Here is a 26,931-nt window from a genome sequence, read left to right as displayed (position 1 = left end):
ACGACGCCGCGGTCACGGGGCGCGGCAACCATGGCAGCCATGAAGAAGTCGCACGGTGGTACCGGACGTGTCCTGGCCGATGACGAGTCGCTGTACGCGCAGGTGCGCGTCAGCTTCGGGAACTGTTCCCTGCGTTCGATCCTCGTCGACGCGACCGGGTCGGTGTCCCTGTCGGGGGCGCAGGCCGACGATCGTGTCCGGCAGATCGCGGGTGACCTGGCGGCACGGGGGATCGGACGTGGCGACCGCGTCGCGATCCTGGCGGTGACCAGCCTGGACTGGGTGCTCGTCGATCTGGCCGTCCTCGCGCTCGGCGCGGTCGTCGTGCCGGTGTACCCCACCTCCTCGGAGCACCAGCTGAACCACGTCGTCACCGACTCCGGAGCACGGCTGGGCGTGGCCGCCGACGACACCGACCGCGCGCGGTTGACCACGGCGGGAATCGAGGCGCTCACGTTCGCCGAGCTCGCCCCGGACCACGACGCCGTACCGATGAGCGTCGAGGACCACCTGGGCGCGGTCCGTGCGCACGACACCGCGATGATCGTCTACACCAGCGGGACCACCGGGGATGCGAAGGGCTGCATCATCACCCACGGCAACATGTACGCCGCCGCGGCCAACACCGTCGACCGGGCCGGTGCCATGTTCACCGAGAACGACGCCGCGACGGCGCTGGCGCTGCCCCTGTCGCACGTGTTCGGTCAGACGATGCTGTTCGCGTCGTTGCTCGCCGCCACCCGGACACACCTGCTGCCCGGCGTCCCCGACCTCGTCCCCGCGCTGCCGGGCATCGCACCGACGTTCCTCGCCCTGGTGCCGTATGCGCTGGAGAAGATCCGCAAGGCCCACCGTCTGCACCTGCCCGCCGGCGAGGAGACCGCGGCACTGCTGCGCGGACACGACGTCATCGGCGAACGCGACCACGCCGTGGATCAACCGACCTCGTCGATGCTCGGTGGTCGGTTGCGGTCGGTGATCTGCGGCGGCGCCACCCTCGACGCCACCACGGTCGCCTTCTACGCCGGGTTCGGCGTCACGATCTGCAACTGCTACGGCATGACCGAGACGGCCACCGCGGCCTCGGTCAACGCACCGGAGACCAACCGTGTCGGCACCGTCGGTCGGCCCATCCCGGGCACCACGATCGCGGTGGCCGACGACGGCGAGGTGTTGGTGTCCGGGCCCAACGTCAGCCCCGGTTACTGGGGTGCCGCGGCCGACCGCACCGCCGTCGACGCCGATGGCTGGTTGCACACCGGCGACATCGGTGACATCGACCCGCACGGCTACCTGATGATCACCGGACGCAAGAAGGAGATCCTGGTGACCAGCGGCGGCAAGAACGTCGCCCCCACCCCACTCGAGGACCGGATCCGACTGCACCCGTTGGTCAGCAACGCGATCGTCGTGGGGGAGGGGATGCCGTTCGTCGCGGCCCTGGTGACCCTCGACGCTGCGGCGTACGCCCGATGGCGCTCCGAGCGTGGCGCGACCGGACCGGGCGGCGACGCTGACCTCGCCGACCCGGCCCTGCGCGATGCGGTGGCCGAGGCCATCGCCGACGCCAACAGCCTCGTGTCGCGGGCGGAGTCGGTGCGGGAGTTCCGCATCGTGCCCGGCGATCTCACCGTCGCCAACGGTCTGCTCACCTCGTCGCTGAAACTGCGTCGGGCCGCCATCGTCGACCACTTCGACGCGCACGTGAGCGACATGTACGGGTCCGTCCCCAGCCGTGTCGGCGCCGTGGCGGGTGGATGAACTTCCGGTGATTGTGTTCTGCCGGAACCACTCCCGTGCTCGATAGCCTCTGCCGATGAACCCATGACTACTTCGACACCGAGCGGCACCGCGGCCGCCGAACCCGAAGACTGGTCATGAGAGCGGCGAACGGCCCCTCGTCCGCCGCAGGATCACCGCCCACCATCCCTCGTCAGACCAAGGAGATCACCATGTACGACGTCATCGTTGTCGGAGCCCGCGTGTCCGGAAGCTCCGCCGCAATGCTGCTCGCGCGCAGCGGACTCCGTGTCCTCGCGGTCGACACCGCCCGCTTCCCCAGCGACACCGTGTCCACCCACTACCTGCACCAGGCCGGCCTGTCGCGGCTGCAGGACTGGGGTCTGCTCGACACGGTCATCGCCTCGGGGTGCCCGCCGATCCGCCACCTCAACTTCTCCTACACCGACATCGCCCTGCAGGGCTTCGCCGATCCGATCGACGGCATCGACGCGGTGTACTGCCCGCGGCGCACCGTCCTCGACTCGATCCTGGTGCACGCCGCGCGTGAGTCCGGCGCCGAGATCATCGAGGGCTACACCGTCCGCGGCCTCATCACCGAGGACGACGGCCGTGTGGTCGGCATCCGCGGAACCAGCGCCGAGGGTGGCGACAGCGAGTTCCGCGCGCGCTTCGTCATCGGGGCCGACGGCGCCAACTCCACCGTCGCCAAGCACGTCGGCGCGCAGAAGTACGAGGAGTCGCCCGGCGGCTGCTTCGTCTATTACTCCTACTACTCCGGCCTCGACTGGGGCATGCAGCACCGCACCGGCTTCGGCGAGCAGCAGTTCGCGTCCTGGCCCACCAACGACGACCTGTCGCTGGTCGCGGTCATGCGCAAGCGCGACCGTCTCAAGGACTTCCGTCGCGACGCCGACGGCGGCATCCAGCAGATCATCAGCGCCGTCGATCCCGCCTACGGCGAGGAGTTCCGTGACATGGGCACCCGCGTCGAGCGCCTGCGCCCGATGAGCTACCCGGACAACTTCCGCCGCGAGTCCTTCGGCAACGGTTGGGCCCTGGTCGGCGACGCCGCCTACCACAAGGACCCGTTCACCGGCTGGGGCATCACCGACGCCCTGAAGTACGCAGAACTGTTGTCGCAGCGCCTGATCGAGGGCCTCGGCGGAGCGCGTCCGTTGGACGAGGCGCTGGCCGCCTACCAGGCCGAGCGGGACGCGCAGAGCGCCGGGACGTTCGAGCTGACAAAGTCGATCTCCGAGCTCTCGCTCACCCCGTACTACGACTCGGTGTTCCGCGCCGCCAGCAAGAGCCCCGAGTACACCCGGAAGTTCTTCGGCCTCATCGCCGGCGGCTACCCGGGCGAGGAGTTCTTCGCGCCGGAGAACCTGGCCGAGCTGTACGCGACCGTGGGCCTGCCCGCCGACGACCGCCACCTGGTCCCGGCATGAGAGGCGTCGATCTCTGCGCCATCGGCGACAGCTTCGTCGAGGGTCGCGGCGACACCGGCACCGACGGCGCATTCCGCGGCTGGGTCCCGCGTCTGGCCGGCCAGCTCGGCCTGCGGTCGACGCGGGTGCGCAACCTCGGCGAGCACGGTGCGACCACCGCGATGGTGTGCGCCGACCAGCTCGCCCGCGCCGTCGCCGGACGACCGCCGCTCGTGGGCGTGATCGTCGGGGTCAACGACCTCGTCAGCGACTACCACCCGAGAAGGTTCGCCGAGAACCTGTCGACGATCCACTCCACCCTCAACGCCACCGGTGCGACGGTCTTCACCGCGTCGTACCCCGACATCCCCGGCCGACTCCCGGTGCCGCCCGCGTTCACCGAGCTGCTCCGCGACCGGTTCGCCCGCGCCAACGAGGTGCTCGCCGACGTCTGTCGGGACACCGGGACCCTGCTGCTCGACATCGCCGTCGAGTCGCGCTGGGACTCCGACGCCGTGTGGTCCGAGGACGGGCTGCACCCCAACGCATCCGGTCACAGCCTGTTCGCGCAGACGGTGGCCGAGCGGATCGCGCACACCCGCGACACCGACCTCGCCGCCTAGGCCGACACCACCCCTGAAGTTCGCCCACCCCCTCCGGCGCCCGCATCCGCGGGCGCCGGGACTCGAACGCGGAGAGCCCACGTGACCATCGCCCCCTCGCCCGATGAGCAGACCGGGTACATCAACCGACGTCTCGCCGACACCCCCATCGCGATCGTCGGCATGTCGGCGCTGCTGCCCGGCGCACCCACGATGGGTGACTACTGGCAGAACATCGTCGACGGAACCGATTGCACGACCGAGGTTCCCGCGTCGCGGTGGAGTCTGGACGACTACTACGACGCCGACCGGTCGACCCCGGACAAGACGTACTCGCGGCGAGGCGCGTTCGTCCCGGACGTGGAGTTCGATCCCATCGAGTTCGGGATGCCGCCGAATCAGCTCGAGGTCACCAGCACCATGCAGACGCTGAGCCTCGGGGTCGTACGGGATCTGCTCGCCGACGCCGGCGCGACGACCCCCGACGGGACCGCGTCCTGGTACGACCCGTCGAAGACCGGTGTGGTGGTGGGGACCACGGGACCGGTGCCGCTGATGCACCCGCTGGCCGCGCGCCTGTCGACGCCGGTCCTCAAGGAGGCGGTCCGCAGCACAGGACTCTCGGAGGACGACGCCGACGCGATCGCCGAGAAGTACGTCGCGGCGTTCGCGCCGTGGGAGGAGAACTCGTTCCCGGGGCTGCTGGCCAACGTGGTCGCGGGTCGGATCGCCAACCGTTTCGGCCTCGGCGGCATCAACTGCACGGTCGACGCCGCCTGTGCCGCATCGCTGGCCGCCATCCGGACCGCGATCGCCGAACTGGTCGACGGCCGCGCCGACACCATGATCACCGGTGGTGTGGACACCGAGAACTCCATCTTCATCTACCTCTGCTTCTCCAAGGTCGGGGCGCTCTCGCCGACCGGACAGATCAGCCCCTTCGCCGACAACGCCGACGGCACGCTGCTCGGCGAGGGCATCGCGATGCTGGCGCTGCGTCGTCTCGACGACGCCCGGCGCGACGGCAACCGGGTGTACGCGGTGATCAAGGGACTGGGGTCGTCGAGTGACGGTCGGTCGAAGAGCATCTACGCCCCGCACGCCGACGGCCAACAGGTCGCGCTGCGCCGCGCATACGCCGACGCACGGGTCGACGCGTCGTCGATCGAGCTGTTCGAGGCGCACGCCACCGGAACCGCGGTGGGGGACCGTACCGAACTGACCGCGCTGGGTGCGGTGCTGCGAGCGGACTCCGACGAGAACGCCTTCGCCGCCCTGGGCAGTGTCAAGTCGCAGATCGGTCACACCAAGGGGGCCGCGGGCACCGCGAGCCTGATGAAACTGGCGCTGGGCCTGCACCACAAGGTGCTGCCGGGCACGATCAACGTCGACCGACCCAATGCCGTCATCACGCCCGACTCGCCGTACTACGTCAACAGCGTCACCCGCCCGTGGATCCTGGACCCGCACCGCCCGGTCCGTCGGGCCGCGGTGTCGGCGATGGGATTCGGCGGCACCAACTTCCACCTCGTGCTCGAGGAGGCCGACGGTGACCGCACCGGGCTGCGCGCCCTGCACCGCAGCGCGACGGTCGGGCTGTGGCACGCCGCCGACGTGGACTCGCTGATCGAGTCGCTGAACACCGAGGCCGGACTCGACGGCGGCGAGATCCCGGCCGGCGACGTGCGGATCGGGTTCGTCTGGGTCGACGACGAGCAGCGGGACCGTCTGCGCGAGCTCGCCGTCGAGCAGTTGCGCCGCAACCCCGACGCGTCGGCGTGGTCGCATCCGGAGGGCATCCACTACCGCAGCTCGGCCAAGGCCGATCTGGTTGTCGGCGCACTGTTCGCCGGCCAGGGAAGCCAGTACGTCGCCATGGGTTCGGCCGCCGCGCTGGCCATCCCGCCGGTCGCGACCGCCTTCGACGACGCGAACGCCGCGTTCGCCGGTGCGCCGCGACGACTGGGGTCGGTGGTGTTCCCGCCGCCGTCGTTCGACGACGAGACCGCCGACGCCGACGAGGACCGCCTGCGGCAGACCGAGTACGCGCAGCCGGCGATCGGCGCGCTCTCGGTCGGTCTGTACCGGTACCTCGACGAGCTGGGCCTGCGGGCAACGGCATTCGCCGGGCACAGCTTCGGTGAGCTGACCGCGCTGTGGGCCGCCGGGTCGCTCGACACCGACGACTTCTTCACCCTCGCCCGGGCCCGTGGTGCCGCGATGGCGCCCCGCGGTGACGGCGACGCCGGAACGATGCTCGCCGTGCGCGCCTCCCGTCCCGAGGTGGACGCCGCGGTCGCAGCCGTGGCCGATCTCTACGTCTGCAACCACAATGCACCCGATCAGGTCGTCGTCGGAGGAGGTACCGCCGCCGTCGAGTCGTTCGAGGCCATCGCCGCCGACCGCGGCTGGAACACCCGACGCCTGCCCGTCTCGGCGGCCTTCCACACGCCCTACGTCGCCCACGCCAGCGACGCCTTCGGCGCAGCGGTGCGGTCGGTGTCGGTGGGGGAACCCGCGCGTCCGGTGTTCGGCAACGACCCGAGCCGTCGGTATGGTGCGGACTCCTCGGCCAACGGCGACATCCTCGTCGACCAGCTGATGCAGCCGGTGGAGTTCGTGTCGGTGCTCGAGGGCATGCGTGACGCCGGGTGCACGGTGTTCGTCGAGTTCGGCCCGAAGCAGGTCCTCACCTCGCTGGTGCGCCGCACGCTGGGTGATGACGTGGTCGCGATACCGACCGACCTGGGCCCGATGGGTGACGGTGACCTCGGCATCAAGCGGGCCGCGGTGCAGCTGGCCGTGCTCGGTGTCCCGCTCCACGACATCAACCGTCATCAGACCGCGCCGACGACCCCGCGCGCCGCCGGGAAGATGTCGGTGACGATCTCGGCCCCGGAGTATGTCCCAGCCGCCCGCGCGAAGGCCTACGCCGACACCCTCGACAACGGCTATCAGGTCCACGCCCCCCACGCCCCAGTTGGGCACGTAAGCCCGCCAGTTGGGCACGTAGACCCGCCAGTTGGGCACGTAGACCCGCCAGTTGGGCACGTAAGTCCGCCAGTTGGGCCCGTAAGTCCGCCAGTTGGGCCCGTAAGTCCGCCAGTTGGGCACGTACCGCCCGTTCCCGTCCCCGTCCCGACCCCGCCCCCTGCTCCCGCCCCCGACCACCAGGAGACCCCCATGAGCACGCCCCATCCGTCACCGAGTTCGGAGTTCTCTGACTCCGGGCAGCTCGGTCACGCCCTCACCCAGCATCTCGACACCCACCGCGAGTTCCTCGGAACGCAGCTGTCGATCGCCCGTGGCCTGGCCGCCGCGCTCGCCGGTGACCGTCTCGACGACACCACCGTCCGCGCCATCGAGGCCGTCAGCAACCAGTCGGTCGCGTTGAGCGACAGCCACACCCAGGCCGCACACGTGCTCGCCGGTCTCGCCGAGCTCGAGGCGGGACTGCCGATCAGCACCGCGCCGCGTCCCGTCGCGAGCCGTCAGTTCACGACGCACACCGCTGCACCGCAGGCGAGTGTCGCCCCGGCCGCTGCCCCGGCGCCCGCCGCGCCGGCCATCGCCGAGCGCCCGGCACCGGTTCAGGCCGCGCCCGCCCCGGTGCCGACGCCTGCTCCCGCCCCGACACCTGCGCCCGCGCCTGCTCCTGCGCCGGAACCGGCCGTCGAGTCCGCCCCGTCCGGCGACAGCGCCGTGCTGCGCGACGCCCTGCGCGAGGTCATCGCCGACAAGACCGGCTACCCGGTCGACATGATCGACACGACAATGGATCTCGAGTCCGACCTCGGTGTCGACTCCATCAAGCGCGTCCAGGTTCTCGGTGCGGTGCAGGAACGCTTCCCGCACCTGCCCAGTCTCGGGCCGGAACGACTCGGGGAGTTGAGGACCATCGACGACATCGTCGCGGTGATCGCCGTGGGGAGTGATGTCGACCCAAAAGCGCCGGCCGCGGAGCCGCGGCACTCTGATCTGACCTTCTCCTCCACCGATTCGACGGCAGCGACGACCGTCACGCCGACCGCGCGCACCGCGGTCGGTGTGGTGGCCCTGCCCGGTGTCGACGTCGACGCGTCCGCCTTCCGGCCGCGGTCGTCGGCGCTGATCGTCACCCTCGGCGCGTCCTTCGATGCGCCGGTCTCGGTCGCCCTGGCCCGGCAGCTCGCCGAGTCGAGCTGGGCCACCGACACTCTCGCCACGGTGGGCGGCACGGATCTCGACACCCACCTGAGCGGCGACCGGGCCCCCGACCTCGCGGTCCTCGTACTCGACCCGGCCACGGCCGCCTCGGCACGCGGCGCCCGCGCACTGCTCACCGACGCCATCCTCGCAGTCCGCTCGCTCATCCCGACACTGACCGCGAAAAGTGACGGCCGCACCGCGTTGATCACCGTCACCGCGGTCGACGGCTGCTGCGGCTTCGGTGACACCCGCACCGACCCCGTCGCATCCATGACCGCCGGCGTCGGGGGCCTGGTGAAAACCCTGGCCGCCGAACACCCGACGCTGTTCACCCGCGCGATCGACCTCGCTCCCGACCTCGACCCGCAGCAGGCGGCGCAGGCGCTGGTCACCGAGATCCACGACGCCGCCACCGACACCCTCGAGGTCGGCGTCGACGCCACCGGGGAGCGCGTGACGGTCGTACCCAGCCGCCACGGCGATCCCACGGTCGTGCTGCCCGATGTGGCCGCCCGCGCCGTCGACCGACGCGACCTGACCGTCACCGCCGACGATCTGCTCGTGGTCTCCGGCGGTGCGCGCGGGGTGACCGCCCTGTGCGTCATCGAACTGGCGCGGCACTGCGACGCCCGCTTCCTGCTGCTCGGACGATCCGAACGCTCCACCGAACCCGACTGGGCGAGGGGAGTGGCCGACGACGCCCTGCAGCGGGCAGCCATCGCGGCGCTCGCACCGACGGGCGCCAATCCCCGCGCCATCGGCCGGGCCTGTGGCGCGGTGCGCGCCGAACGCGAGATCGCCTCCACCCTGGCCGCATTGGACGGACGCGCCGTGTACGTGTCGGTCGACGTGACCGACGCCGACGCGGTCCGGACAGCGCTGGCGCCACGACGCTCGGAGATCACCGGGATCGTGCACGGCGCCGGTGTCCTGGCCGACGCCCCGATCGTGCGCAAGACCCGCGACGAGATCGACCGGGTGCTGACCACCAAGATCGACGGATTGACGGCGCTGCTCGGTGCGGTCGACGACCACCGCCTACGACACCTCGTGCTGTTCACGTCGATCGCCGGGTTGTTCGGTAACACCGGCCAGAGCGACTACGCGACCGCCAACGAGGCACTGGCCCGGTTCGCGGCCGCGTTCAAGCGGCGCGACCCGTCCCGACATGTCACCGCGATCGACTGGGGTGCATGGGATGCGGGCATGGTCGACGACGCGTTGCGTGCGCATTTCGCCGCGGTCGGTGTCTCGCTGCTCGAACCCGAGACCGGCGCAACCGCGTTCGTCGAGCAGTTCACCACCGACCGCATCGACGACGTGGCCGTCCTGATCGGGACCAACAGCCCGCTCTTCGCCGGAGGCGGAACAACGAGCACGAGCGCCGGGGCCGTCGGCGCCGGCGAGGCAATCACCGCCCGGCGCTCCCTGGGCGAGGTCGCCGCCGACCCGATCATCGCCGCACACACCATCGGCACCCGCACCGTGCTGCCGGCCACGTTCGCGATCGCCGCAACGATCAACGTCGTCGAGCGCGCCACGCCGGGCCGCACGGTCGTCGGCGTCCACGACATGCGGGTGCTCTCCGGGGTCACCCTCGCCTCGGGTGACGGCGAGTCGGTCACCGACCACCTCGACATCACCGTCACCCCGACCGACGACCCCGACCGGATGTCGGTGCGCGTCACCAGCGACCGCGCCGGACGGGCCGTTCCGCACTACACCGCCACCATCCTCTCCTCGGATGCGGCGGTCGATCCGCCGGAGCTGCCGCGGGATTGGCCACTCGACGGTGTCGATGCCGGGCATCTCTACCGGGAGGGGCGCCAGTTCCACGGGCCCGCCCTGCACGGTATGACCACCGTGCTCGAGGAGTCGGCCCACCGCCTGGTGGTCCGGTGCGGACTGCCCGACAGCGTCGTCGCCGGTGGTGCCTACCGCGGCTGCCTGCACGACCCGGTGCTCGCCGACCTCATCCTGCAGGTGCCGCCGGTGCTCGCGCTGGCGTCCCTCGGGTCGGCGTGCCTACCGATGGGGGTCGGCGCGGTGGAGCTGTACCGGCCCCTTCCCGCGAACGGCGCCTTCACCGTCGTCGCGGACAACCTCCGACCCGGCGCCATGTCGGCCACCGTCGACGCCCGTGCGGTCGCCGACGACGGCACGGTCCTACAGAGCTGGCGCGACATCGCCGTCGTCGCCGCACCCGACCTGTCGGCGATGTTTGCCGACTCGGTCCGCCGGTGGAGTGATCGACCGGACTCGAACCATTCCTCGACGGCATCGCTGTCAACAGCGGGCGGGAGCACACGATGAACGACCAGATCACCTTCGACGGAGCGGATTTCGATCCACTCGGCGCGACCGCGGCACTCGTCGCCGCGCCCGTCGAACCCAGCCAGGAGCCCGACCGCGCCCCGAATTTCCACCGCGCCTCGGAATCCGTGACAGCACCGGCCCCCTCGCCGGATCTGACGCCGGTGGCTGCCATCCGGGCGAGTGTCGTCGCGGCACATCGGGCGACGATCGCCGCGACCGACTCGGTCGCGCACGCCATGATCAATCGCATCCTCGGCCAGATCGACACCGGCGCGACCGATCACGCCCCGCCCGAGGCCCCGGTCACGTCCGGTGCCCTGACCAGCCGACTCGAGCTGACCGCGGTGCGGTGTTTCTCGCCGCTGGCGCGTACCGACCGCACCGAGCTGACCGGCCCCGACATCGACCGGCTCACCCGCGGCAGCATCGACGACGTCTTCGGGGCGGCCTACCGCCAGCGCATCGGCGCGGCGTCGCGAGATGTCAACGCATCGTTGCGCATCGGCGCGTCCGGACACGTCGACTCGATCAGCGACCTGCACTACGCGCCCACCGGTTCCGACTTCGGTGGATGTGTCGCCGAGATCAGCGGCGACCCGGTGGCCGCCGCCCGCACCACCGCCGAGATCCTCGGTGCCTACGTCGGTCTCCACCTGTGTCTGGCCGACGCCACGGTGCGCTCGAGCGTCGACTCCGCGCCCTCGGCCGTGGGCGCACACCGACTGTCCGTCCGGGTGATCGAGGCCGATTTGGTGCCCGTACCGCATCTACGGGCCCGGGTCACCCCCATCGGCCCCGCCGGCCCGGGCAGCCCGTTCGATTTGACCGCGCACTTCGTCCCGACCGACGCCGCCACGGTCGGTCCCGCCCGCGGTGGCGCACTGACCGCACCGACCGGTCGGGTCGGTGCGCTCGGGACGCCCGCGTTGCTGACCGAGTTCCACATGGCGCATCTCGCCCGCGGCGATCAGGGCACCGCCTTCGGCCCGGAGTTCGCGCGCTACACCGGCAATCGGGCGACCCGGCTGCCGACCGGTGGCCTGCTCCTGGTGGACCGGGTCACCGAATTCGCCGGTCGACGCGGCGAGTGGGACTCCGGTGCCCGGTACCGCACCGAATACGACGTCCCCGCCGACGCTTGGTACCTCGCGGACACAGCGAACGCGTCGGTCCCGCACTTCGTCTACATGGAGACGTCGCTGCAGGCGGCGCTGCTGATGGGGTACTACCTCGGGCCGACCCTGGCCTCGGACGAGACGCTACGTCTGCGCAACCTCGGCGGGACCGCGACAGTCGCCCGACGCATCGACCTGCGCGGGAAGACGATCGACCAGCACTCCACCCTCACCTCGACCACGATCATGCCGGGATCCTCGTTGCAGAGCTTCGAGTACTCGCTGCGGGCCGACGGAGTCGAGTTCTACTCCGGCTCCACGATGTTCGGGTACTTCAGCGACTCCGCCCTGGACAATCAGACCGGCCTCGACGCCGGCCGCGACCGGCCGAGTTGGTTGGCGCGGGAGAACGCGCGGTCGCGGTGCCGCAGCATCGACGTCGCCGGACGTCGGGCCGCCGGTGGGCCGCTCTGCTCGACCGACGCGCTGGCGCTTGTCGATCGTGTCGAGGTCGTCGACGGCGGTGGCGAGTTCGGGCAGGGCTACCTGCACATGGACCGACCGATCGACCCCGGCGACTGGTTCTTCGACTGCCACTTCTATCTCGATCCGGTCATCCCGGGCTCGCTCGGCGTCGAATCGGTGATCCAGTGCCTGCAGGAGTGGCTGATCGACGCCGGCGATCACCGCGGCTTCGCCGAACCCGAGTTCCACATCCCCGAGGGGGTGCCGTTCTCCTGGAAGTACCGCGGCCAGTTCGTCCCCACCGACGGACACTGCGAACTCGAGGTGCACATCAAGACGGTCACCCGCGACGCCGACTCGGTGGTCGTCGTCGCCGACGCGTCGCTGTGGAAGCCCGGACTGCGGATCTACGAACTCACCGACATCGCGGTGGAACTGCGGGACGGAGCAGCACGATGACCCTCGCCTCGCCCACCCGGACCGCCCCGGACGCCGCCATCGGCGCGGCGCTGGCCGACCTCGCGTCACCGGTGTGGGTGGTGCGCGGCGAGTCCGGCGTCACGGTCACCGGTGACCCCGCCGTCGCGCACCGCTCCACCGTGATCGCCGCGGTCGGACCGCTGGCGCCGGAGTCGCTCGGCGAGCGCGGGTTCGCCGCGTTCCACGGCGTCCGGGCCGCCTACATGGCCGGGGCCATGGCCAACGGGATCGCCTCGGTCGACCTCGTGGCCGCGATGGCCCGGGCGGGATATCTCGCCAGCTACGGCGCGGCCGGGGTGGTGCCCGCGACCGTCGACTCCGCACTCGCCGGTCTGCGCAGGACGCTGGGCGACATCCCGTTCGCCTGCAACGTGATCCACAGCCCCAGTGAGCCGGCGTTGGAACGCGGCATCGTCGACGCGTGTCTGCGCCACGGCGTGCGCTGTGTCGAGGCATCGGCGTTCATGTCGGTGACGGCGGAGTTGGTGCGTTACCGCGCACGCGGTCTACGCACCGGATCCGACGGCGACGTCGTCGTCGGCCACCGCGTGATCGCGAAGGTGTCGCGGACCGAGGTCGCCGAGGCGTTCCTGCGTCCCGCACCGTCGGCTCTGGTCGAGACGTTGCGTGTCGCGGGGGAGATCACCGACGAGCAGGCCCGACTGGTGCAGCGGGTGCCGATGGCCGACGACATCACCGTCGAGGCCGATTCCGGCGGACACACCGACCGCCGCCCGCTGGTCGTGGCGCTGCCCGAGATCATCGCGGTGCGTGACCGTCTCGCGGTGTCCGACCCACTCTCGGGGCGGGTGCGGATCGGTGCGGCGGGTGGCATCGGGACGCCGGCGGCCGCGGCCGCCGCCTTCGCGCTCGGTGCGGCCTACATCGTCACCGGGTCGATCAACCAGGCAACCGTCGAGGCGGGCCAGTCGACGGCGACCAAGGAACTGCTCGCGACGGCGTCGGCCTCGGACTGTGCGATGGCGCCGTCGTCGGACATGTTCGAGCTGGGTGTCACCGTGCAGGTGCTGCGGCGCGGCACGATGTTCGCCTCCCGCGCGCAGAGTCTGTTCGAGACCTACCGGCGGTATGACTCGATCGACGACATCCCCGCACCGCTGCGGGCGTCGTTGGAGAAGAGCGTCTTCCGCCGCGATCTGGACTCGGTGTGGGACGAGTGCGTGCGGTTCTTCACCGAGCGGGACCCGGCGCAGATCACCGCGGCGGCCGACGATCCGCGTCGCAAGATGGCGCTGATCTTCCGGTGGTACCTCGGGTTGTCGTCGGCGTGGAGCATCGCCGGTGAGACGAGTCGCGCGACGGACTACCAGGTGTGGTGCGGGCCGGCGATGGGCGCGTTCAACGCCTGGGTCGCCGGCACGCACCTGGAATCGCCAGGGCGCCGCGGTGTGGTGGAGGTGGCCGAGCAGATCCTCACCGGCGCCGCCCACGCGACCCGGATCTCGTCACTGCGAGCGGCCGGGTTGCGGCTGCCCGCGATGTACGCGGAGTACCGACCGCACGTGTGAACTCCAGGGTCCGGGCGACGGTTCGCGTTCACCGCGCCCGGGTATGTTGGTGTCCTCAGACCCTTGTCGTCATCGACGCTCCGTCGCGTGCCGGTCTGCGAGACCCGGGAGTTGTTATGCAGTGGTGGACCTGGTTGATCATCGTCGTGGTGGTGATCGCTGTCGTCGTGGGGGCGGTTCTCGCCATCCAGGCCCGGCGTCGGTCGGGCGGGGTCATCATCAGCGATTCGCTCGGTGACACCACACCACGGGACAAGTCCGCATGAGCGTCCTGATGCGCGCCGGTGAGGTGGCCAAGCGTCCCGTCGTGACGATGCAGGGCGAGGACGTCGCGCAGATCAAGGACATCGTCTACGCCCCCGGTGGCGGCGAGGTCGCGGGCTTCACGCTCGCCGGTCGCGGGATCTTCTCCGGCCCGCGCAAAGAGGTTCTGGCGTGGAAGTCGGTTGCCGCACTGGGTCCGGACGCCGTGATGATCCTGCGCGAGGACGTCCTGGTCTCGCCGGACGAGGCGTTCGCCGGGGTCTCCGGCTCGGGTTCGGGCTCCGGACACGGAAACGTCCTCGGATCGCGGGTGCTCACCGACTCGGGCACCGATCTCGGCAAGGTCATCGACGTCATCATCGAGGTCAGTGGCGCCAACGGCGGTCAGTGCGACGTCGTCGGATACGAGATCGAGGCGTCGGAGGCGTTGAAGACCAACAGCACCAAGGTCCTCATCCCGCTGCCCGACACCCTCGCCGCATCGGCCGAGCACCTGATGGTGCCCGCCGGAGCGGTCGACTTCGTTCGTGACGACCTGGCCGGATTCGGCGCCGCCGTCGACGACTTCCGCGCACACCTGAAGGGCTCCCACTGATGCTGTTCTCAGATGCCAAGGGCCGCAAGGTCGTCAGCACCACCACCGCCGAGACCATCGCGAAGGTGGCCGGCTTCGTCGTCGATCCCGCGTCGCGGTCGGTCGTGGCCGTCGAGGTCAAGAAGACCAAGGACGGCGACGTGGTCCTGTGGGAAGACGTCAAGGGATTCGGCGACGACGCGGTCACCGTCGAGTCCGACGAGAAGATCACCGCGGCCGTCGGTGACGTCGCCGTGCTCGCCGACAAACACCACCAGGTCCTCGGCAAGAAGGTGCTCAGCACCGCCGGTGCGGAACTCGGGTCGGTCAAGGACGTCGAGTTCGACGAGACGTCCGGCACGATCACCGGCATAGTGCTCGAGTCGGAGACCGCACCGGGCAACCGATTGATCGGTGTCGGGTCCTACGCCGTCGTCATCGACTGGAGCAACTGACCGGTACGAGCTGGCCACCGCCACGTCACCGGCCGTAGGTAGCGGTCGCGATCGGGGTGGATGCGCGCACGCCATCAGCGTCCAGCGGTGCGGTCCAGATCCCATCGGAGCCGGTGGCGGACGTGGCAGCCGCGGACGTCAGGTCACTGATGTCGGCGGTGTACACCACCGGTGAGTTGCAGCTCAGCGTCACGGTGACGGTCGATGACGGGACCACGATCGCGGTCGGCGCCTCGGTGACGGTCGGTTCGGCGGTTGTCGTCTCGACCGGCGCCTCGGTGGATGTCTCCGTGGTGGTGGTGGGCACCTCGGGCGGCGTTGTGGTCTCCACCGTCGTCGTCTCGGCCACGGGCTCCGGGATGGTGCAGCTGACCGGCACACCGTCGGCGGTGGTGAAGGTCAACGCGACCACCGAGCTGCCCGAACCGGTGAAGCTCGTCGGCGACGGGGGTGCGGCCGCCGGAGTCGACGGGATGGTTTCCGGCACAGGCAGTCCGGGACTCGGCGCGGCGGGCGGTGCAGCGGCGGCGCTCGACGGTGCCGACGCCGAGGCCGTGGTGGGCACGGGAGCCGCGAGGTTCGGATCGGCGACGGGGGGCGCGGCCTGGTTCGAGCCGGCCTCCTGCGTCCGGACCTGCGACGGTGCCGGGGCGGGGGCCTCCAGCGAAGCGGACTCGGCGAGTGCCGCAGTCCCCGAGCCGACCCCGTTGGCCGACTGCACCGCGGCGTCCTCGGAGCGGAACGGCACGTTCAGTGACGCGGCGGTGGGCAGGGGAGCGGCCAGAGGCGGCATGCCGGTCAGGTTGAGCAGGCCGCCGACGGTACGCATCAGCGTGCTCGCGGTATCGGTGTTGACCAGGCTCAATGCGGCCGGGGTGGGGGCGACGCCCGCAGGAGCCGCGACGTTGGTGGTGTTGTTGTTGGTCGTGTTGTAGCTGACGTAGACCACGGTGGTGGGTTGGTAGCCCTTCCAGCGGTTACCGGTCACGTTGTAGCGCGACAACGGCGCGCTCGCCGACGGGGCGAGCGGGTTGCCGCAGGAGCAGCGCACACGGGGTACTCCGGCGTCGTCGACGAGGACGGCGGTTCCCGCCTGCAGGATGGCCTGGAACGGGGTGGCCTCGCCGCCGGCGTAGCTGTGGTTGGTCACCCATGTGTCGGAGGTCAGGACGACCGGGGTGAGAGTGTCGAGGTAGTAGGGGATCTCCGAGCGGCTGATCCCGAACACACCGGACCACGCGCGTGCCTTGTCGGGGTTCTGCGACAGGAAGTTGGCCAGCTTGGCCACGTCGCAGGTCGAGTTCTCCGTGCCGCCGTAGAGGCCGGTGGTGTTGCCGGCGACAGCGCGCACCCCACGACCGGTGTACGTGCCGGTGGTGGAGGCGAGCCGGACGTCGTTGCGCAGCGGTTTGTTGGTGAGACTGACCGAAGGGCTGAACGGGTCGTCGCCCGTTGAGTTCTCGGCCACGAGAGACAGATCGGCGGATCGGCCGGAGTCGTGGGTGGTGAGGACGATGACGGTCGCCACCGCCACGATGATCGCGAGCACCGCCGCCATCACACCCAGGATGATCGTTCGGCGGCGGCGGACCGCGCCGGCCGTTGCCGACTCGTCAGGCCGACCGGCCGCGACAGGACCAGTGTTCATCGACATCGTGAAACCCCTCCAGATTGAATTGCTGGAGGCAACTCAACCATCTCGATTGCGTTGCGAGTACTGAGGTTAGGTGAGCTAGCGAACGGTACGGTAGTCGCCGCGGGTGTCCGTCGAACAGATCAATGAATCTGTAAGTCGCTCCACAGCAACGTCTCTGAAGGTGAATCCAAAGAGACCCGTCGCGTCCGGATCGATGGCCGACGGCGGCGATCCACTCGGAGTTCGTATGTTCGACTGACGGTGGCCGGCCCGCCACACGGTCCGACTACCGCGCAGTCAGCAAATTTTGCGTTCTCGCTTGCGAATTCGCGATGTCGACGATCGGGCGACCGAGCGACGGGTCCCGGGGTGTCAGCCGAGTCGGATGTGACGCGCGGTGGTCAGTCCCTGGTTGATCGCGTTGCGGATGGGTCCGTCGGTGTTCGGTTCGAGCGTCAGCCCGGCGATCTCGCCGATCCGGTCGGCCGTCTGCGGGATGCTCAGTGCCTCGGTGTCGATGTGCGTGGCGAACTCGTCGCGCTGCAACTCCTCGAGTGACGAGTCGACTCTCGACACCGCGAACGGATCCGCCTTCAGTCCGAGACCACGACGACCGATGCGACCGCGGACCGTCTCCGGCTCGGCCATGAGCGTGACGTGGCAGACCTCGCGGCCGCGGTCACGGAGTCGGCCGATGATCTGGTCGAAGTAGTACGAGTTGACCAGAGTCATCGGCGCGATGACCGGGCCGTCGTGCTCGGCCAGGGTCAGGTCGAGGACCTCGTAGACGCCCTGCCGCCAGGCGCGTAGCTCCTGGAAGTCGCCGCGCAACGATCGCGGCATCATGCGATGCAGGCCGAAGCCCACCTGCTCGGGGTCGCAGATGATGCTGCCCGGGGCGCGGCGATGTATCTCGAACGCGGTCTGCGTCTTCCCGACCCCGAACGGTCCGTTGATCCACAACAGCATCAGACCAGCCTAGTGGCGACGTCAGACGTGTGCGGTTCGCGGAACGTTTCGCCGTGTTCACCCGGTGGGCGCCACACGATGGGCCCGCGGTGCGATGAGCCGCAGCGAGGGCAGCACCATCAGCGTCGCGGTTCCCGTCAGCACCGCGGCGACCCACACAGGTGCCAGCTCGTCGTGACCCGCCAGCGCCAGCGCCCCGATTGCCGGTCCCGCGGCGGCGCCGAGGTTCAGGGCCGCGGTCGCGTAAGAGCCGCCCATCGTGGGCGCTGCTGACGCCGCGTAGAGAACCCGTGCGATGAGCGTGCCTCCCACGGCGAAGGCGAGAACCCCCTGGACGATGATCAGGCTGAGCAGCAGCACGGGGCGTGCCGCGCACAGTGCGAGGATCAGCCACCCTGCGAACAGAACGGGCGACGCGATGCCGAGAACCAGACGAGGGTGTGCATCCGAAAGACGACCGGCCACAACGATCCCGGCGAACGACCCGGTGCCGAACAGCATCAGGGCCACGGGCACCCACACCGGGTCCAGGCCGGCTGTCGCGGTAACCACGGGTGCGAGATAAGTGAATGCGGCGAACGTCCCACCGTTGACCAAGGCGCCGAGCAGCATCGCGATGAGCACGTGCGGCGTCCGGAGTTGAGCGAGCTCGGCCCTCAGTGAGGGTTCGTGGTCGGGCTCGCCGAGAGAGGTTCGTCCGGCGGGACGGATACCGGTGGCAATCCCGACCGCTGCCGGTAGACACAGGACGGCCACCGCCCAGAACGTGGCCCGCCACCCCAGGGCGGTGCCGAGCAGGGATCCTGCAGGAACGCCGGCGACGATCGCGATGGTTGTGCCCGACAACAGGATTGCGAGGGCTCGGCCCTTCCGGTCCGGGGCAACCAGTCGGGTGGCGGTGCGCAGTGCGACCGCCAGAAAACCGGCGTTCGCCATGGCGGCCACGAGGCGCGTCGCGAACAGCACGGCGAAGGAGGGGGTGAGCGCAGCGATCACGTGACACATCGTGAAGATCATGAGGCATCCGAGGAGCATGCTCCGGGCGGGCCACGGGCGAGCGAACGCAGCCATGACGGGTGCGCCGAGGATCATCCCGGCCGCGAACGCGGAGGTGAGGAGTCCCGCGGAACCGACGGATACGTCGAGACCGGCGGCGATCTCCGGCACCAGGCCGGCGAGCATGAATTCTGACGTGCCCATGGCGAAGACCGCGAGGGCGAGCAGGTAGAGAGCGAGAGGCATTGAGCTACTCCGAGGCAGGAACGGACAGAGGACGTCTCGTCACCGCGGTCGGCCTGGGAACACCCGAATGACTGCCCACGCACACGGGCTTGGGCAGGAGGCTGAGGACTCAGTGATTCAGGGGGCTGACGGTGTGACCGTGAGCCCCCGCTCTGTCCGATTCGGGGCTCGACATGGACGCCACGCTACTCGGACACCATGGAACCCAGACTCACCAGGTCGACCCCCGGCGAGGACATCGACGTTTCGTCTCGCAACGACTAGAAAGGTGGCGGCGGGTCGTCGTCGGCCGCTTGTCGTCGCTCGGTTGCGTCGGCCTCACGTCGAGCCCGGTTGCGTTCGCGTTCGGTGCGCCGGCGGGCGAGCTTGTCCTCCAGGCGTGTGCGTCGTCTGGTCGGTTCGTCCGTGTCGGTGTCGCGGGCGCCTGGTGGCGGCTCGTCCGGGGGGTGCTCGAACTCGATGTCGCTGAGCCCGGGGATGACGTCCTCGCCGGTGTGCGCCGGTCCGTCGTGCGTCAGCCCCTCCGGCGTGGTCACCGTGAACCGCATCCTGCCGTCGGCGCCGACGAACTGATCGGTGAGCCACGTGGTGAACGTCTTGATCAGGTGATGAAATCTGCACAGAGCAATGAGGCCGGCGGGCGAGGTCTGCCCACCGCGTTCGGGGTTGTCGTGGTCGTATTCGTCGGTGTGGTCGAGGTCGGTGTCGCACGCTGCTCGGTTGCAACCGGGCCACATGCAGTACTGGTCGCGGGCACGGACGTAGGTGCGCAGCGCGGTCGACGGCCGGTACGGGTCGGCGGGCTGCGTGCACGGTTGCGGCCGAACCGTCCCGTCTGCGTTGTGCCGATTGCCCAGCACGTGCATCCGAACACCGGGATCGGTGAGCAGATCGCGGACGTGGTCGGCGGAGATGACGCCGTATCCATCGAGGAAGCCGGGGTGATCGGCGGTGCCGTTCGCGGTCGCAGGATCGGTGTAGGCATGCAGCCGTGTGGATCTGGCTGCTGCCCGACGCTGCTGGCGGTTCGGTGCTGTGGGCGCGTTGCAGTGCCGACGGTCGGTAGGTGTCCGGGTTGGAGTCGGGCTCGGCTCCGGGACATCGGCGTGATCGTCTCGGGGGTCCTCGAACGTCGCCTCGCCGCCTGTGGGTCCGTCGAATCCGCCGCCCTCGTCCGGAACGGGTTCGGGATCAGAGTGGGTGGCAATCGTGACGCCGCAGTCGGCGTTGCCGCACAGGCATTCCCAGTTGGCGCCGCTCTGCAGCGTGAAGGCCGCGTCACTCCGGCGCTGCGCCTTCGTGCGACCGTCGTCGGCGCAGACCAGATCGGCCAAGTCGCACACGTTCTTGTATGCGAGGAGGGCGTTTTCGGCGGACATCGAGGCGCCGACCTCGGCCATGCCGTCCTCGCCGCGCTCGATCCAGCAGCCGCGGTCGTCGAGGGCGCGCCGACGACGTTCGCGCACGGCGTCGGGGTCGTGGCGGTAGACGATGCGGTCGACCATGTCGCGCATCCGGTTGTCGGACCAGGAGCCTCTGCGGCGTAGAGACTCCGCGATCGCGGCGTCGACGTCGGCTGCGTAGTCCTGTCCGTCTATCAGTTCAGTCCGCGACACGATCGTCCGGATGTGACGGGGTGAGACGAGCCCGAGTCTCATGCACTCGAGAACGTGGGGGAGCCGGTCGCGCAAAGCGATCGCGCGGTGCAACAGGCCCTCCCCGGACATCTGAGAGATGCTGAGCTGAGTGGCGATCCGGGTCGCGCAGCGCGTCAGTGCATCGAGCATGCGGACGTCGGTGACCATCTCGGGCTCGACGAGTTGGGTGTGCAGTTCAGCGGCATCTCGGTAGGTGACCCACTCGAGATAACCGAGTCCGGCGGCGGCGTAGCGCATCTCGCCGAGGACGTCGTTCACCGGTGCGCCGACACGGTCGGGCAGCAACCCCATGGCTGCGTCCCCGACCTGATTCCACCCCTCGAACATGTTTCCAATTGTATTGGAGAGGTCCGACAGGTGAATTCAGTTATCCACAGGCGCAATAGGTTTCGTCCCATCACTCCCATCGGTGAACAGATGTCACGCAGCCTGTGGACAACGAGCGGTCCACACGAGACTCACCCCTGCTACTCAGTCGTCAGTGATGGGCGTGACCTGATACGAGAGCATCCGCCACCGGCCACGCGTGTGGCGCCACACCACCAACATCGCCCAGTGGACCCCCTCCTTCTCGACGCGAGCCGCCACCGCGGGGGACGTTCCCGGATCAGTCGGGTCGAGATGACCGGCCAGGGTCTGCCGTGCCCAGGACAACGCGATGTCGCCGAAAGCCTTGACCCGGATGTCGAAGAACTCCATCTCGAGGTCGCGCGAATTCATGGTCGTCGCAATGTGCTCTTCGGCGGTGATCACGTTCCCGGGAAGCTCCGTGCCCAGGAATTCGTCGTCGTGCAGTTCGACCAGCTCACGTCGGTTGCGCGTCAAGATGGTGGTTCGCATCTTCCCGAAGGCCGCGATGATCTCCTGCTCGATCCGAGCGGGATCCGTTGCGCGCAAGTGGGGTTGCACGGACGGCGACCGAGGAGTCAGGATCTGCTCACGCAGTATGTCGCCGTGCCCTGCATGTCTGGCCGTCTCGGCGATCATCATGAGCAGTGTCCATCGCATGCTGACGGGCCCCTCGTGGGGTTCCACCAATACGGCATCCAGGCTGAACCCGGCGGCGGTGGTCCGCGACACCTGTATCGCTCGCTCGTATTCGGCGATGACGTCGTCGAGCGTCTCGGAATCGTCGACGGCGAACGTTCCCTCGTCGCGGCGGGAGTAGCCGTCGCACTCTGCTTCGGCGAAGTGACCCCAGAACCGCTGGAACCAGATCCGTTCTGCCGCAGCGGCATGTTTGATCAGCGAGATCGGCGTGGTCAGAGACGACACCAGGCGTCGACGCGCGTCTCCATCCGACAGCCCGCGTGCGGTGTCGATGAGAGCGCGCCGATTGACATCGAGTCGGTTCTCGATGATCTTGCGGTCGTCGTCATTCGGTGATGTGTGGGTCTGCATGCGGTCGGCTCCTCGGTCGACGAGTGATGACCCGAGCGGCTGATGCCGATCAGGGGAGTACGGGTGATGTGACAGCGCGAATCGCGTGTGGGCGCTCGGGGAGTGGCGTCGAGGGCCGGCGCGGATGAATCACGCGAGATTCGGGCTGTGAACGATCGGCGGCGGGAGATGCCGCGCGGTCGGGCCTTGGGCAGGTTTGGCCTTCCACAACGACGGTACAGTCGCCGGGTGACCACCACACCCACCGCACCCGTTGTCGCCGCCGGTCTCATCGGCGGATTCGCCACCGCCCGCTACAGCGGCATCCGTCCGTTGGGCGGCGTCGTACTCGCTGCGGCCGGAGCATGGTCGACGCGCGAGTGGTCTCGGTCGCAGGGCCCGGTCGTCGCCGGCGCGCTCCTGGCCGGGTATCTCGGAGCGTTCGGCGGATCGCATCCGCTGGCGAAGAAGATCGGCGCCTGGCCGTCGGTGTTGTCTGTGACCACGGCGGTCGCCGGCGTCACCTACGCGGTCGCGGATCGCTGACCCCGGAGCCGTGATGAGCACAGCGCCGTGACGAGCAGCTGATGTCCGGCGCCACGATCGTGATCGCCGTGATCGCGGTGGTGGCTGTCGCGGTGGCCGTCGTCGCCTTGCGCGTGCGCACCCGCCCCACCCTGACGACCCCGGCCGAGCGTGCGGTGCACGCCACCCTGCACACTGCATCGCTCGCGGCGCGCCCGCTGCGGCGGGGACTCGACACCGACTCGGCCGCCGAGGCCGCCCCGCACCTGCGTGCGCTGACGTCGGCTGACGCACTCGGGCTCGCCGACGCCGACGGAACCGTCCTCGCGTGGACCGGTCCCTATGAATGCCTGGCTCCGGCCTTCGCCGACGCCGCGACCCGCGCCGCCGACGAGGGGCGACGCATCCTCATCACGGGCGCCGACCTCGACGAACCCGGGGTGCGTGCCCTCATCGTCCAACCACTGGTCGACGAGTCGCGGTCGGTCGGGGTCATGGGCGTGGTCAGCCGCGCCCAACCCGGCCCCGGCATGCTGTCGGCCATCACCGAGGTCGCCCGATACGCGGGCAGCCAGATCGAACTCGCCGAACTCGACGCGTCACGCGCCCGACTCGACCGCGCCGAGGTCCGTGCACTGCGAGCTCAGATCAGCCCGCATTTCATCTACAACGCGCTCGGCACCGTCGCGTCGTTCGTCCGCACCGACCCCGAGCAGGCCCGCGAGCTGATCCTCGAGTTCGCCGACTTCACCCGGTACTCGTTCCGATCGGCCGGGGAGTACACCGTGCTGGCCGACGAACTGCGCAACATCGACCGCTACCTGACGCTCGAACGCGCCCGGTTCGGCAGCGCCCTGGAGGTGCGTCTGCAGGTGGCCCCCGAGGTGCTCAACGTGGTGCTCCCGTTCCTGGCGCTGCAGCCGCTCGTGGAAAACGCGGTACGTCATGGCATCTCCAGCAAACCGGCCGGAGGGACGGTGACGATCATCGCCGCCGACGAGGGCACCGACTGCGTCATCAGCGTCGAGGACGACGGCATCGGCATGGACCCCGAACTGTTGCGCTCGGGCGACCTCGACGCCATCACCTCCGGCGCGTCGGGACCGAGCGCGATCGAGAACGCCCACGTCGGCCTGGCCAACGTCGACGATCGCCTCCGCGCCGCGTTCGGCAACGACTACGGACTCGTCGTCGAGACCGCGCCCGGCGCAGGCACCAAGGTCAGCATGCGGGTCCCGAAATTCCGTCCCGGTATCGCCGTGTGAGCACCGACCGGACCAACCGGTGGCACGATGGGTCCACTGTGATCGACACCTCTGGGACCGAGACCCCCGTGACCGATACTTCTGGGACCGCCGCCGCACCGACCGCTGCCCTGACGGTGCTCGCGGTCGACGACGAGTGGCCGGCGCTCGACGAACTGTCCTACCTGCTGCGGGCGCAGGATCAGGTGGGCGAGGTGCTGACCGCCGCCGATGCCACGACCGCGCTCCGCCTGATCAACGACGCGCGACCGTCGGCCATCGACGCGGTGTTCCTCGACATCAACATGCCCGGACTCGACGGGCTCGAACTCGCCGGCGTGCTGGCCGCGTTCGCGGACCCACCCGCGGTGGTGTTCGTGACCGCCCACGACGACCGCGCGGTGCGCGCCTTCGACCTCGGCGCCGTCGACTACCTCCTCAAACCCCTACGTGCACAACGGCTCGCCGAGTCGGTGCGCCGCGTCGTCGACGCACGGGGGAGTCGGGACCCGGCCGACGTGTCGTCGGGCCCGTCGGCCGACGACACGGCCGACGAGATCATCGGCGTCGAGATGGGCGGGGCGACGACGCTGGTGCACCGCTCCTCGGTCGAATGGGTGGAGGCCGAGGGCGACTACGCCCGCCTGCACACCGCCGCCGGCTCGCACCTGGTCCGCATCCCGATCTCCACTCTCGAGACCCGCTGGGCGCACGCAGGATTCGTGCGCGTGCACCGGTCGTTCCTGGTGTCGTTGCCGCTGGTGACCGGCATCCGGACCGCGGGATCGGCCACGGTGGTGGTGCTGCGGTCCCAGCGTGACGGTGCGCCCGTCGAGCTCCCCGTCAGCCGACGACACACCCGCGAACTCAAGGACCGTCTGGTGCCGAGCCCCCGCCCGACCCGGGGCTCCCGATGAGCACGCCGTCGGACGGCCCGCCCCGACGCGAACGCGTCGTACTCGCCACCCGACGCGGCGCGCGCACGGTCCGCACCCGCGTCGAGGTGCAGGAGCAGACCGAGGTCGGGGACGCTTTGATCCGCGGCCTCATGCGTGCCCAGCTCGGACTCGCGCTGCGCCTGGCCGGCGTCACCCTCGGTGTCCTCTGCGCCATCCCGCTGCTGCTGGCCCTGTTCCCGGACGCCGGGGCGGTGACGATCCTCGGTATCCGTCTGTCGTGGATCCTGCTCGGGTTCGCGGTGTACCCACTGCTGCTCGCGGTGTGCTGGGTCTACAACCGCTCCGCGGATCGCAACGAGCAGGAGTTCGGCGACCTCGTCGACGACTGATGGTCCACGAACCCACGATGAGCAGACGATGATGAACGGGCTGACCGGTTCGTCGGTCCCGGTGCCGACGGTGATCGCGTTGGTCGCCGCGGCCGTCGCGACGGTGGCGATCGGCGCATACGGAGTGCGCCTCGCGCGAACCACCTCGGACTTCCTCGTCGCCTCGCGCAGCGTCGGCTCGAACTGGAACGCCGCGGCCATCTCCGGTGAGTACCTGTCGGCCGCGTCGTTTCTCGGTGTCGCAGGGCTCATCGCGAAGTACGGCGCCGACGCGCTCTGGTATCCGATCGGATTCACCGCCGGCTACGTCGGACTCCTGCTGTTCGTCGCAGCACCCCTGCGTCGTTCCGGGGCCTACACCGTCCCTGACTTCGCCGAGTTCCGCCTCGGGTCGACGCGACTACGCAAGCTCGCCACCGCTGTGGTGGTCCTCATCTGCATCCTCTACCTGGTCCCGCAGCTGCAGGGCGCCGGACTCACGCTCAACATCCTGCTGGGGATCCCGCCGTGGGTGGGCGCGGTGGTGGTCGGGCTCATCGTGATCGCCAACGTCATCGGCGGCGGGATGCGGTCGATCACGTTCGTGCAGGCGTTTCAGTACTGGTTGAAGCTGACGGCGATCGCCGTGCCCACCGTCGTCCTGGCGCTGCACTTCTACGGCGGCGACCACGATCTCGGGTCCAGCGCGCCGCCGACGGTCACCGAACAGACCACCGTCGACGTCACCACCGACGTCATCGTCCAGGTCGCCGAGCCGCTGCAGGTGACCGCGACCGGGACCATCGACGGCAAGGCGGTGTCGGGACCGATCCGACTCACCGCGGGTGATCACGAGCTGACGTCGGGGACGTCGGTGGTGCTCGCGGCGGGATCGTCGGTGCCGGTGGTGGCCGGAGCGCCCGCCACCCACGAGCAGTGGGCGACCCCGGGCTGGGGATTCGGCGGCGACCACCCGATGTACCAGGTCTACTCGCTGATCATCGGTATCTTTTTGGGCACCATGGGATTACCCCATGTGCTGGTGCGCTTCTACACCAACCCCGACGGGCGGGCCGCGCGCCGGACGTCGCTCGCCGTGGTCGGACTGCTCTCGGTGTTCTACCTCTTCCCGACGCTGCTCGGTGCCTTCGCCCGACTCTGGGTCCCGCAGCTGCTCATCACCGGCGGTTCCGACGCCGCGGTGCTGCTCCTGCCGGGGTCGGTGGTCTCCGGGATCGGCGGGCAGCTGCTCGCCGCTCTGGTCGCGGCCGGCGCGATCGCGGCGTTCCTGGCGACGTCGTCGGGACTGCTGGTCAGCGTGGCCGGCGTCGTGAGCACCGACGTGCTGCGAGGACGGGTGCGCGACTTCCGGCTCGCATCGTTGCTCGCCGGGGTGATCCCGGTGCTGCTGGCCGTCGGCGTCACGTCGGTCGACCTGTCGCGCAGCGTCGGTCTGGTCTTCGCGGTCGCCGCGTCCACGCTGTGCCCGCTGCTGGTGCTCGGCGTCTGGTGGCGCGGATTGACCGCTGTCGGCGCAGCCGCGGGACTGATCGTCGGTGGCGTCGTGGCCGGGGGAGCGTCCCTGACCACGGCGGTCGGCGGTTTCCCCGACGACCTCTGGGGTGGATGGCCGTCGGTGCTGGTCGGATACCCCGCCGCGATCAGCGTCCCGTTGGCCTTCGCGGTGATGATCGGCGTCTCACTGTGGACTTCTGACCGGATCCCGACCGACGTCGCGCGGGTCCTGACCCGACTGCACGCACCCGAACGACTCGGCGTGGGACGCGACCGCGAGGCCAATCTCTAGCCCGGACGTACCGATCCGCCGTGCCGCTCGTCGCACCACAGCGAC

Annotated in this window: 19 protein-coding genes; 14 read left to right on the top strand and 5 right to left on the bottom strand. The window is 69.8% G+C overall.

What is annotated here, in order from left to right:
• The first annotated feature begins 39 nt into the window (after window positions 1–39).
• The 9 genes from IEV93_RS16065 to IEV93_RS16025 all read left to right on the top strand — a co-directional run bounded on the left by IEV93_RS16065 (window position 40) and on the right by IEV93_RS16025 (window position 15,158).
• On the top strand, window positions 40–1,761 hold the full coding sequence (locus IEV93_RS16065; RefSeq protein ID WP_188490972.1) for an AMP-dependent synthetase/ligase: 1,722 nt from the start codon (window positions 40–42) through the stop codon (window positions 1,759–1,761).
• A gap of 116 nt (window positions 1,762–1,877) precedes the next feature.
• The gene (locus tag IEV93_RS16060) at window positions 1,878–3,191 is read left to right on the top strand and encodes an NAD(P)/FAD-dependent oxidoreductase (RefSeq protein ID WP_229705233.1); all 1,314 of its coding nucleotides are present in this window, start codon (window positions 1,878–1,880) and stop codon (window positions 3,189–3,191) included.
• Window positions 3,188–3,793 (top strand): SGNH/GDSL hydrolase family protein, encoded by a 606-nt coding sequence (locus IEV93_RS16055; protein WP_188490971.1) that lies wholly within the window; start codon window positions 3,188–3,190, stop codon window positions 3,791–3,793. Before IEV93_RS16060 ends, IEV93_RS16055 begins: the two co-directional genes overlap by 4 nt.
• An 81-nt stretch (window positions 3,794–3,874) precedes the next feature.
• A complete protein-coding gene (locus IEV93_RS16050) occupies window positions 3,875–10,273 on the top strand; it encodes a type I polyketide synthase (protein WP_229705232.1) in 6,399 nt (2,132 codons plus the stop codon).
• Window positions 10,270–12,315: a beta-hydroxydecanoyl-ACP dehydratase gene (locus IEV93_RS16045; protein WP_188490970.1), complete on the top strand. Its 2,046-nt coding sequence runs from the start codon at window positions 10,270–10,272 to the stop codon at window positions 12,313–12,315. The genes IEV93_RS16050 and IEV93_RS16045 overlap by 4 nt, the downstream gene beginning before the upstream one ends.
• Window positions 12,312–13,865 (top strand): PfaD family polyunsaturated fatty acid/polyketide biosynthesis protein, encoded by a 1,554-nt coding sequence (locus IEV93_RS16040; RefSeq protein ID WP_188490969.1) that lies wholly within the window; start codon window positions 12,312–12,314, stop codon window positions 13,863–13,865. Before IEV93_RS16045 ends, IEV93_RS16040 begins: the two co-directional genes overlap by 4 nt.
• Window positions 13,866–13,981: 116 nt before the next feature.
• Window positions 13,982–14,131: a hypothetical protein gene (locus IEV93_RS16035; RefSeq protein WP_188490968.1), complete on the top strand. Its 150-nt coding sequence runs from the start codon at window positions 13,982–13,984 to the stop codon at window positions 14,129–14,131.
• Window positions 14,128–14,724, top strand: coding sequence for a PRC-barrel domain-containing protein (locus IEV93_RS16030; protein WP_188490967.1), 597 nt, complete (start codon window positions 14,128–14,130; stop codon window positions 14,722–14,724). Before IEV93_RS16035 ends, IEV93_RS16030 begins: the two co-directional genes overlap by 4 nt.
• A complete protein-coding gene (locus tag IEV93_RS16025) occupies window positions 14,724–15,158 on the top strand; it encodes a PRC-barrel domain-containing protein (protein ID WP_188490966.1) in 435 nt (144 codons plus the stop codon). The genes IEV93_RS16030 and IEV93_RS16025 overlap by 1 nt, the downstream gene beginning before the upstream one ends.
• A 25-nt stretch (window positions 15,159–15,183) precedes the next feature.
• Here the strand turns inward: IEV93_RS16025 and IEV93_RS16020 are convergent, their stop codons facing one another.
• The 5 genes from IEV93_RS16020 to IEV93_RS22685 form a co-directional block, all read right to left on the bottom strand.
• On the bottom strand, window positions 15,184–16,812 hold the full coding sequence (locus tag IEV93_RS16020; RefSeq protein WP_188490965.1) for a DUF6777 domain-containing protein: 1,629 nt from the start codon (window positions 16,810–16,812) through the stop codon (window positions 15,184–15,186).
• Window positions 16,813–17,166: 354 nt separating this feature from the next.
• Complete coding sequence (locus IEV93_RS16015) at window positions 17,167–17,763, bottom strand: AAA family ATPase (protein ID WP_188490964.1); 597 nt, start codon at window positions 17,761–17,763, stop codon at window positions 17,167–17,169.
• 57 nt (window positions 17,764–17,820) lie between these two features.
• Window positions 17,821–19,005, bottom strand: coding sequence for a Cmx/CmrA family chloramphenicol efflux MFS transporter (locus IEV93_RS16010; RefSeq protein ID WP_188490963.1), 1,185 nt, complete (start codon window positions 19,003–19,005; stop codon window positions 17,821–17,823).
• Window positions 19,006–19,265: 260 nt separating this feature from the next.
• Window positions 19,266–20,990, bottom strand: a complete 1,725-nt coding sequence (locus tag IEV93_RS16005; RefSeq protein ID WP_188490962.1) for an HNH endonuclease signature motif containing protein — start codon at window positions 20,988–20,990, stop codon at window positions 19,266–19,268.
• A 144-nt stretch (window positions 20,991–21,134) separates the two neighbouring features.
• Window positions 21,135–22,064, bottom strand: coding sequence for a mycothiol transferase (locus tag IEV93_RS22685; RefSeq protein WP_308691289.1), 930 nt, complete (start codon window positions 22,062–22,064; stop codon window positions 21,135–21,137).
• A gap of 228 nt (window positions 22,065–22,292) precedes the next feature.
• Here IEV93_RS22685 and IEV93_RS15995 point away from each other — a divergent pair, with 228 nt between their 5' ends.
• The 5 genes from IEV93_RS15995 (at window position 22,293) to IEV93_RS15975 (ending at window position 26,886) form a co-directional block, all read left to right on the top strand.
• On the top strand, window positions 22,293–22,589 hold the full coding sequence (locus IEV93_RS15995) for a hypothetical protein (protein WP_188490961.1): 297 nt from the start codon (window positions 22,293–22,295) through the stop codon (window positions 22,587–22,589).
• A 41-nt stretch (window positions 22,590–22,630) separates the two neighbouring features.
• Entirely contained in the window at window positions 22,631–23,833 is a 1,203-nt protein-coding gene (locus IEV93_RS15990) for a sensor histidine kinase (protein ID WP_188490960.1), read from the top strand.
• A 68-nt stretch (window positions 23,834–23,901) separates the two neighbouring features.
• Window positions 23,902–24,729: a LytR/AlgR family response regulator transcription factor gene (locus IEV93_RS15985; protein ID WP_229705231.1), complete on the top strand. Its 828-nt coding sequence runs from the start codon at window positions 23,902–23,904 to the stop codon at window positions 24,727–24,729.
• Entirely contained in the window at window positions 24,726–25,100 is a 375-nt protein-coding gene (locus IEV93_RS15980) for a DUF485 domain-containing protein (RefSeq protein ID WP_188490959.1), read from the top strand. The genes IEV93_RS15985 and IEV93_RS15980 overlap by 4 nt, the downstream gene beginning before the upstream one ends.
• 31 nt (window positions 25,101–25,131) lie before the next feature.
• On the top strand, window positions 25,132–26,886 hold the full coding sequence (locus IEV93_RS15975; RefSeq protein ID WP_188491655.1) for a sodium/solute symporter: 1,755 nt from the start codon (window positions 25,132–25,134) through the stop codon (window positions 26,884–26,886).
• Window positions 26,887–26,931: the final 45 nt, after the last annotated feature.

Origin of the sequence: Williamsia phyllosphaerae, from assembly GCF_014635305.1 — a bacterium.
GTDB lineage: Bacteria > Actinomycetota > Actinomycetes > Mycobacteriales > Mycobacteriaceae > Williamsia_A > Williamsia_A phyllosphaerae.
This window is presented reverse-complemented; position numbering and strand designations above follow the sequence as displayed.

Bases quoted from the DNA above. Each gene is read 5' to 3' on its own strand.
- IEV93_RS16065 (WP_188490972.1), top strand. From the start codon at position 40: ATGAAGAAGTCGCACGGTGGTACCGGACGTGTCCTGGCCGATGACGAG.
- IEV93_RS16060 (WP_229705233.1), top strand. From the start codon at position 1,878: ATGAGAGCGGCGAACGGCCCCTCGTCCGCCGCAGGATCACCGCCCACC.
- IEV93_RS16055 (WP_188490971.1), top strand. From the start codon at position 3,188: ATGAGAGGCGTCGATCTCTGCGCCATCGGCGACAGCTTCGTCGAGGGT.
- IEV93_RS16045 (WP_188490970.1), top strand. From the start codon at position 10,270: ATGAACGACCAGATCACCTTCGACGGAGCGGATTTCGATCCACTCGGC.
- IEV93_RS16040 (WP_188490969.1), top strand. From the start codon at position 12,312: ATGACCCTCGCCTCGCCCACCCGGACCGCCCCGGACGCCGCCATCGGC.
- IEV93_RS16035 (WP_188490968.1), top strand. From the start codon at position 13,982: ATGCAGTGGTGGACCTGGTTGATCATCGTCGTGGTGGTGATCGCTGTC.
- IEV93_RS16030 (WP_188490967.1), top strand. From the start codon at position 14,128: ATGAGCGTCCTGATGCGCGCCGGTGAGGTGGCCAAGCGTCCCGTCGTG.
- IEV93_RS16025 (WP_188490966.1), top strand. From the start codon at position 14,724: ATGCTGTTCTCAGATGCCAAGGGCCGCAAGGTCGTCAGCACCACCACC.
- IEV93_RS16020 (WP_188490965.1), bottom strand. From the start codon at position 16,812: ATGTCGATGAACACTGGTCCTGTCGCGGCCGGTCGGCCTGACGAGTCG.
- IEV93_RS16015 (WP_188490964.1), bottom strand. From the start codon at position 17,763: ATGCTGTTGTGGATCAACGGACCGTTCGGGGTCGGGAAGACGCAGACC.
- IEV93_RS16010 (WP_188490963.1), bottom strand. From the start codon at position 19,005: ATGCCTCTCGCTCTCTACCTGCTCGCCCTCGCGGTCTTCGCCATGGGC.
- IEV93_RS16005 (WP_188490962.1), bottom strand. From the start codon at position 20,990: ATGTTCGAGGGGTGGAATCAGGTCGGGGACGCAGCCATGGGGTTGCTG.
- IEV93_RS22685 (WP_308691289.1), bottom strand. From the start codon at position 22,064: ATGCAGACCCACACATCACCGAATGACGACGACCGCAAGATCATCGAG.
- IEV93_RS15990 (WP_188490960.1), top strand. From the start codon at position 22,631: ATGTCCGGCGCCACGATCGTGATCGCCGTGATCGCGGTGGTGGCTGTC.
- IEV93_RS15980 (WP_188490959.1), top strand. From the start codon at position 24,726: ATGAGCACGCCGTCGGACGGCCCGCCCCGACGCGAACGCGTCGTACTC.
- IEV93_RS15975 (WP_188491655.1), top strand. From the start codon at position 25,132: ATGAACGGGCTGACCGGTTCGTCGGTCCCGGTGCCGACGGTGATCGCG.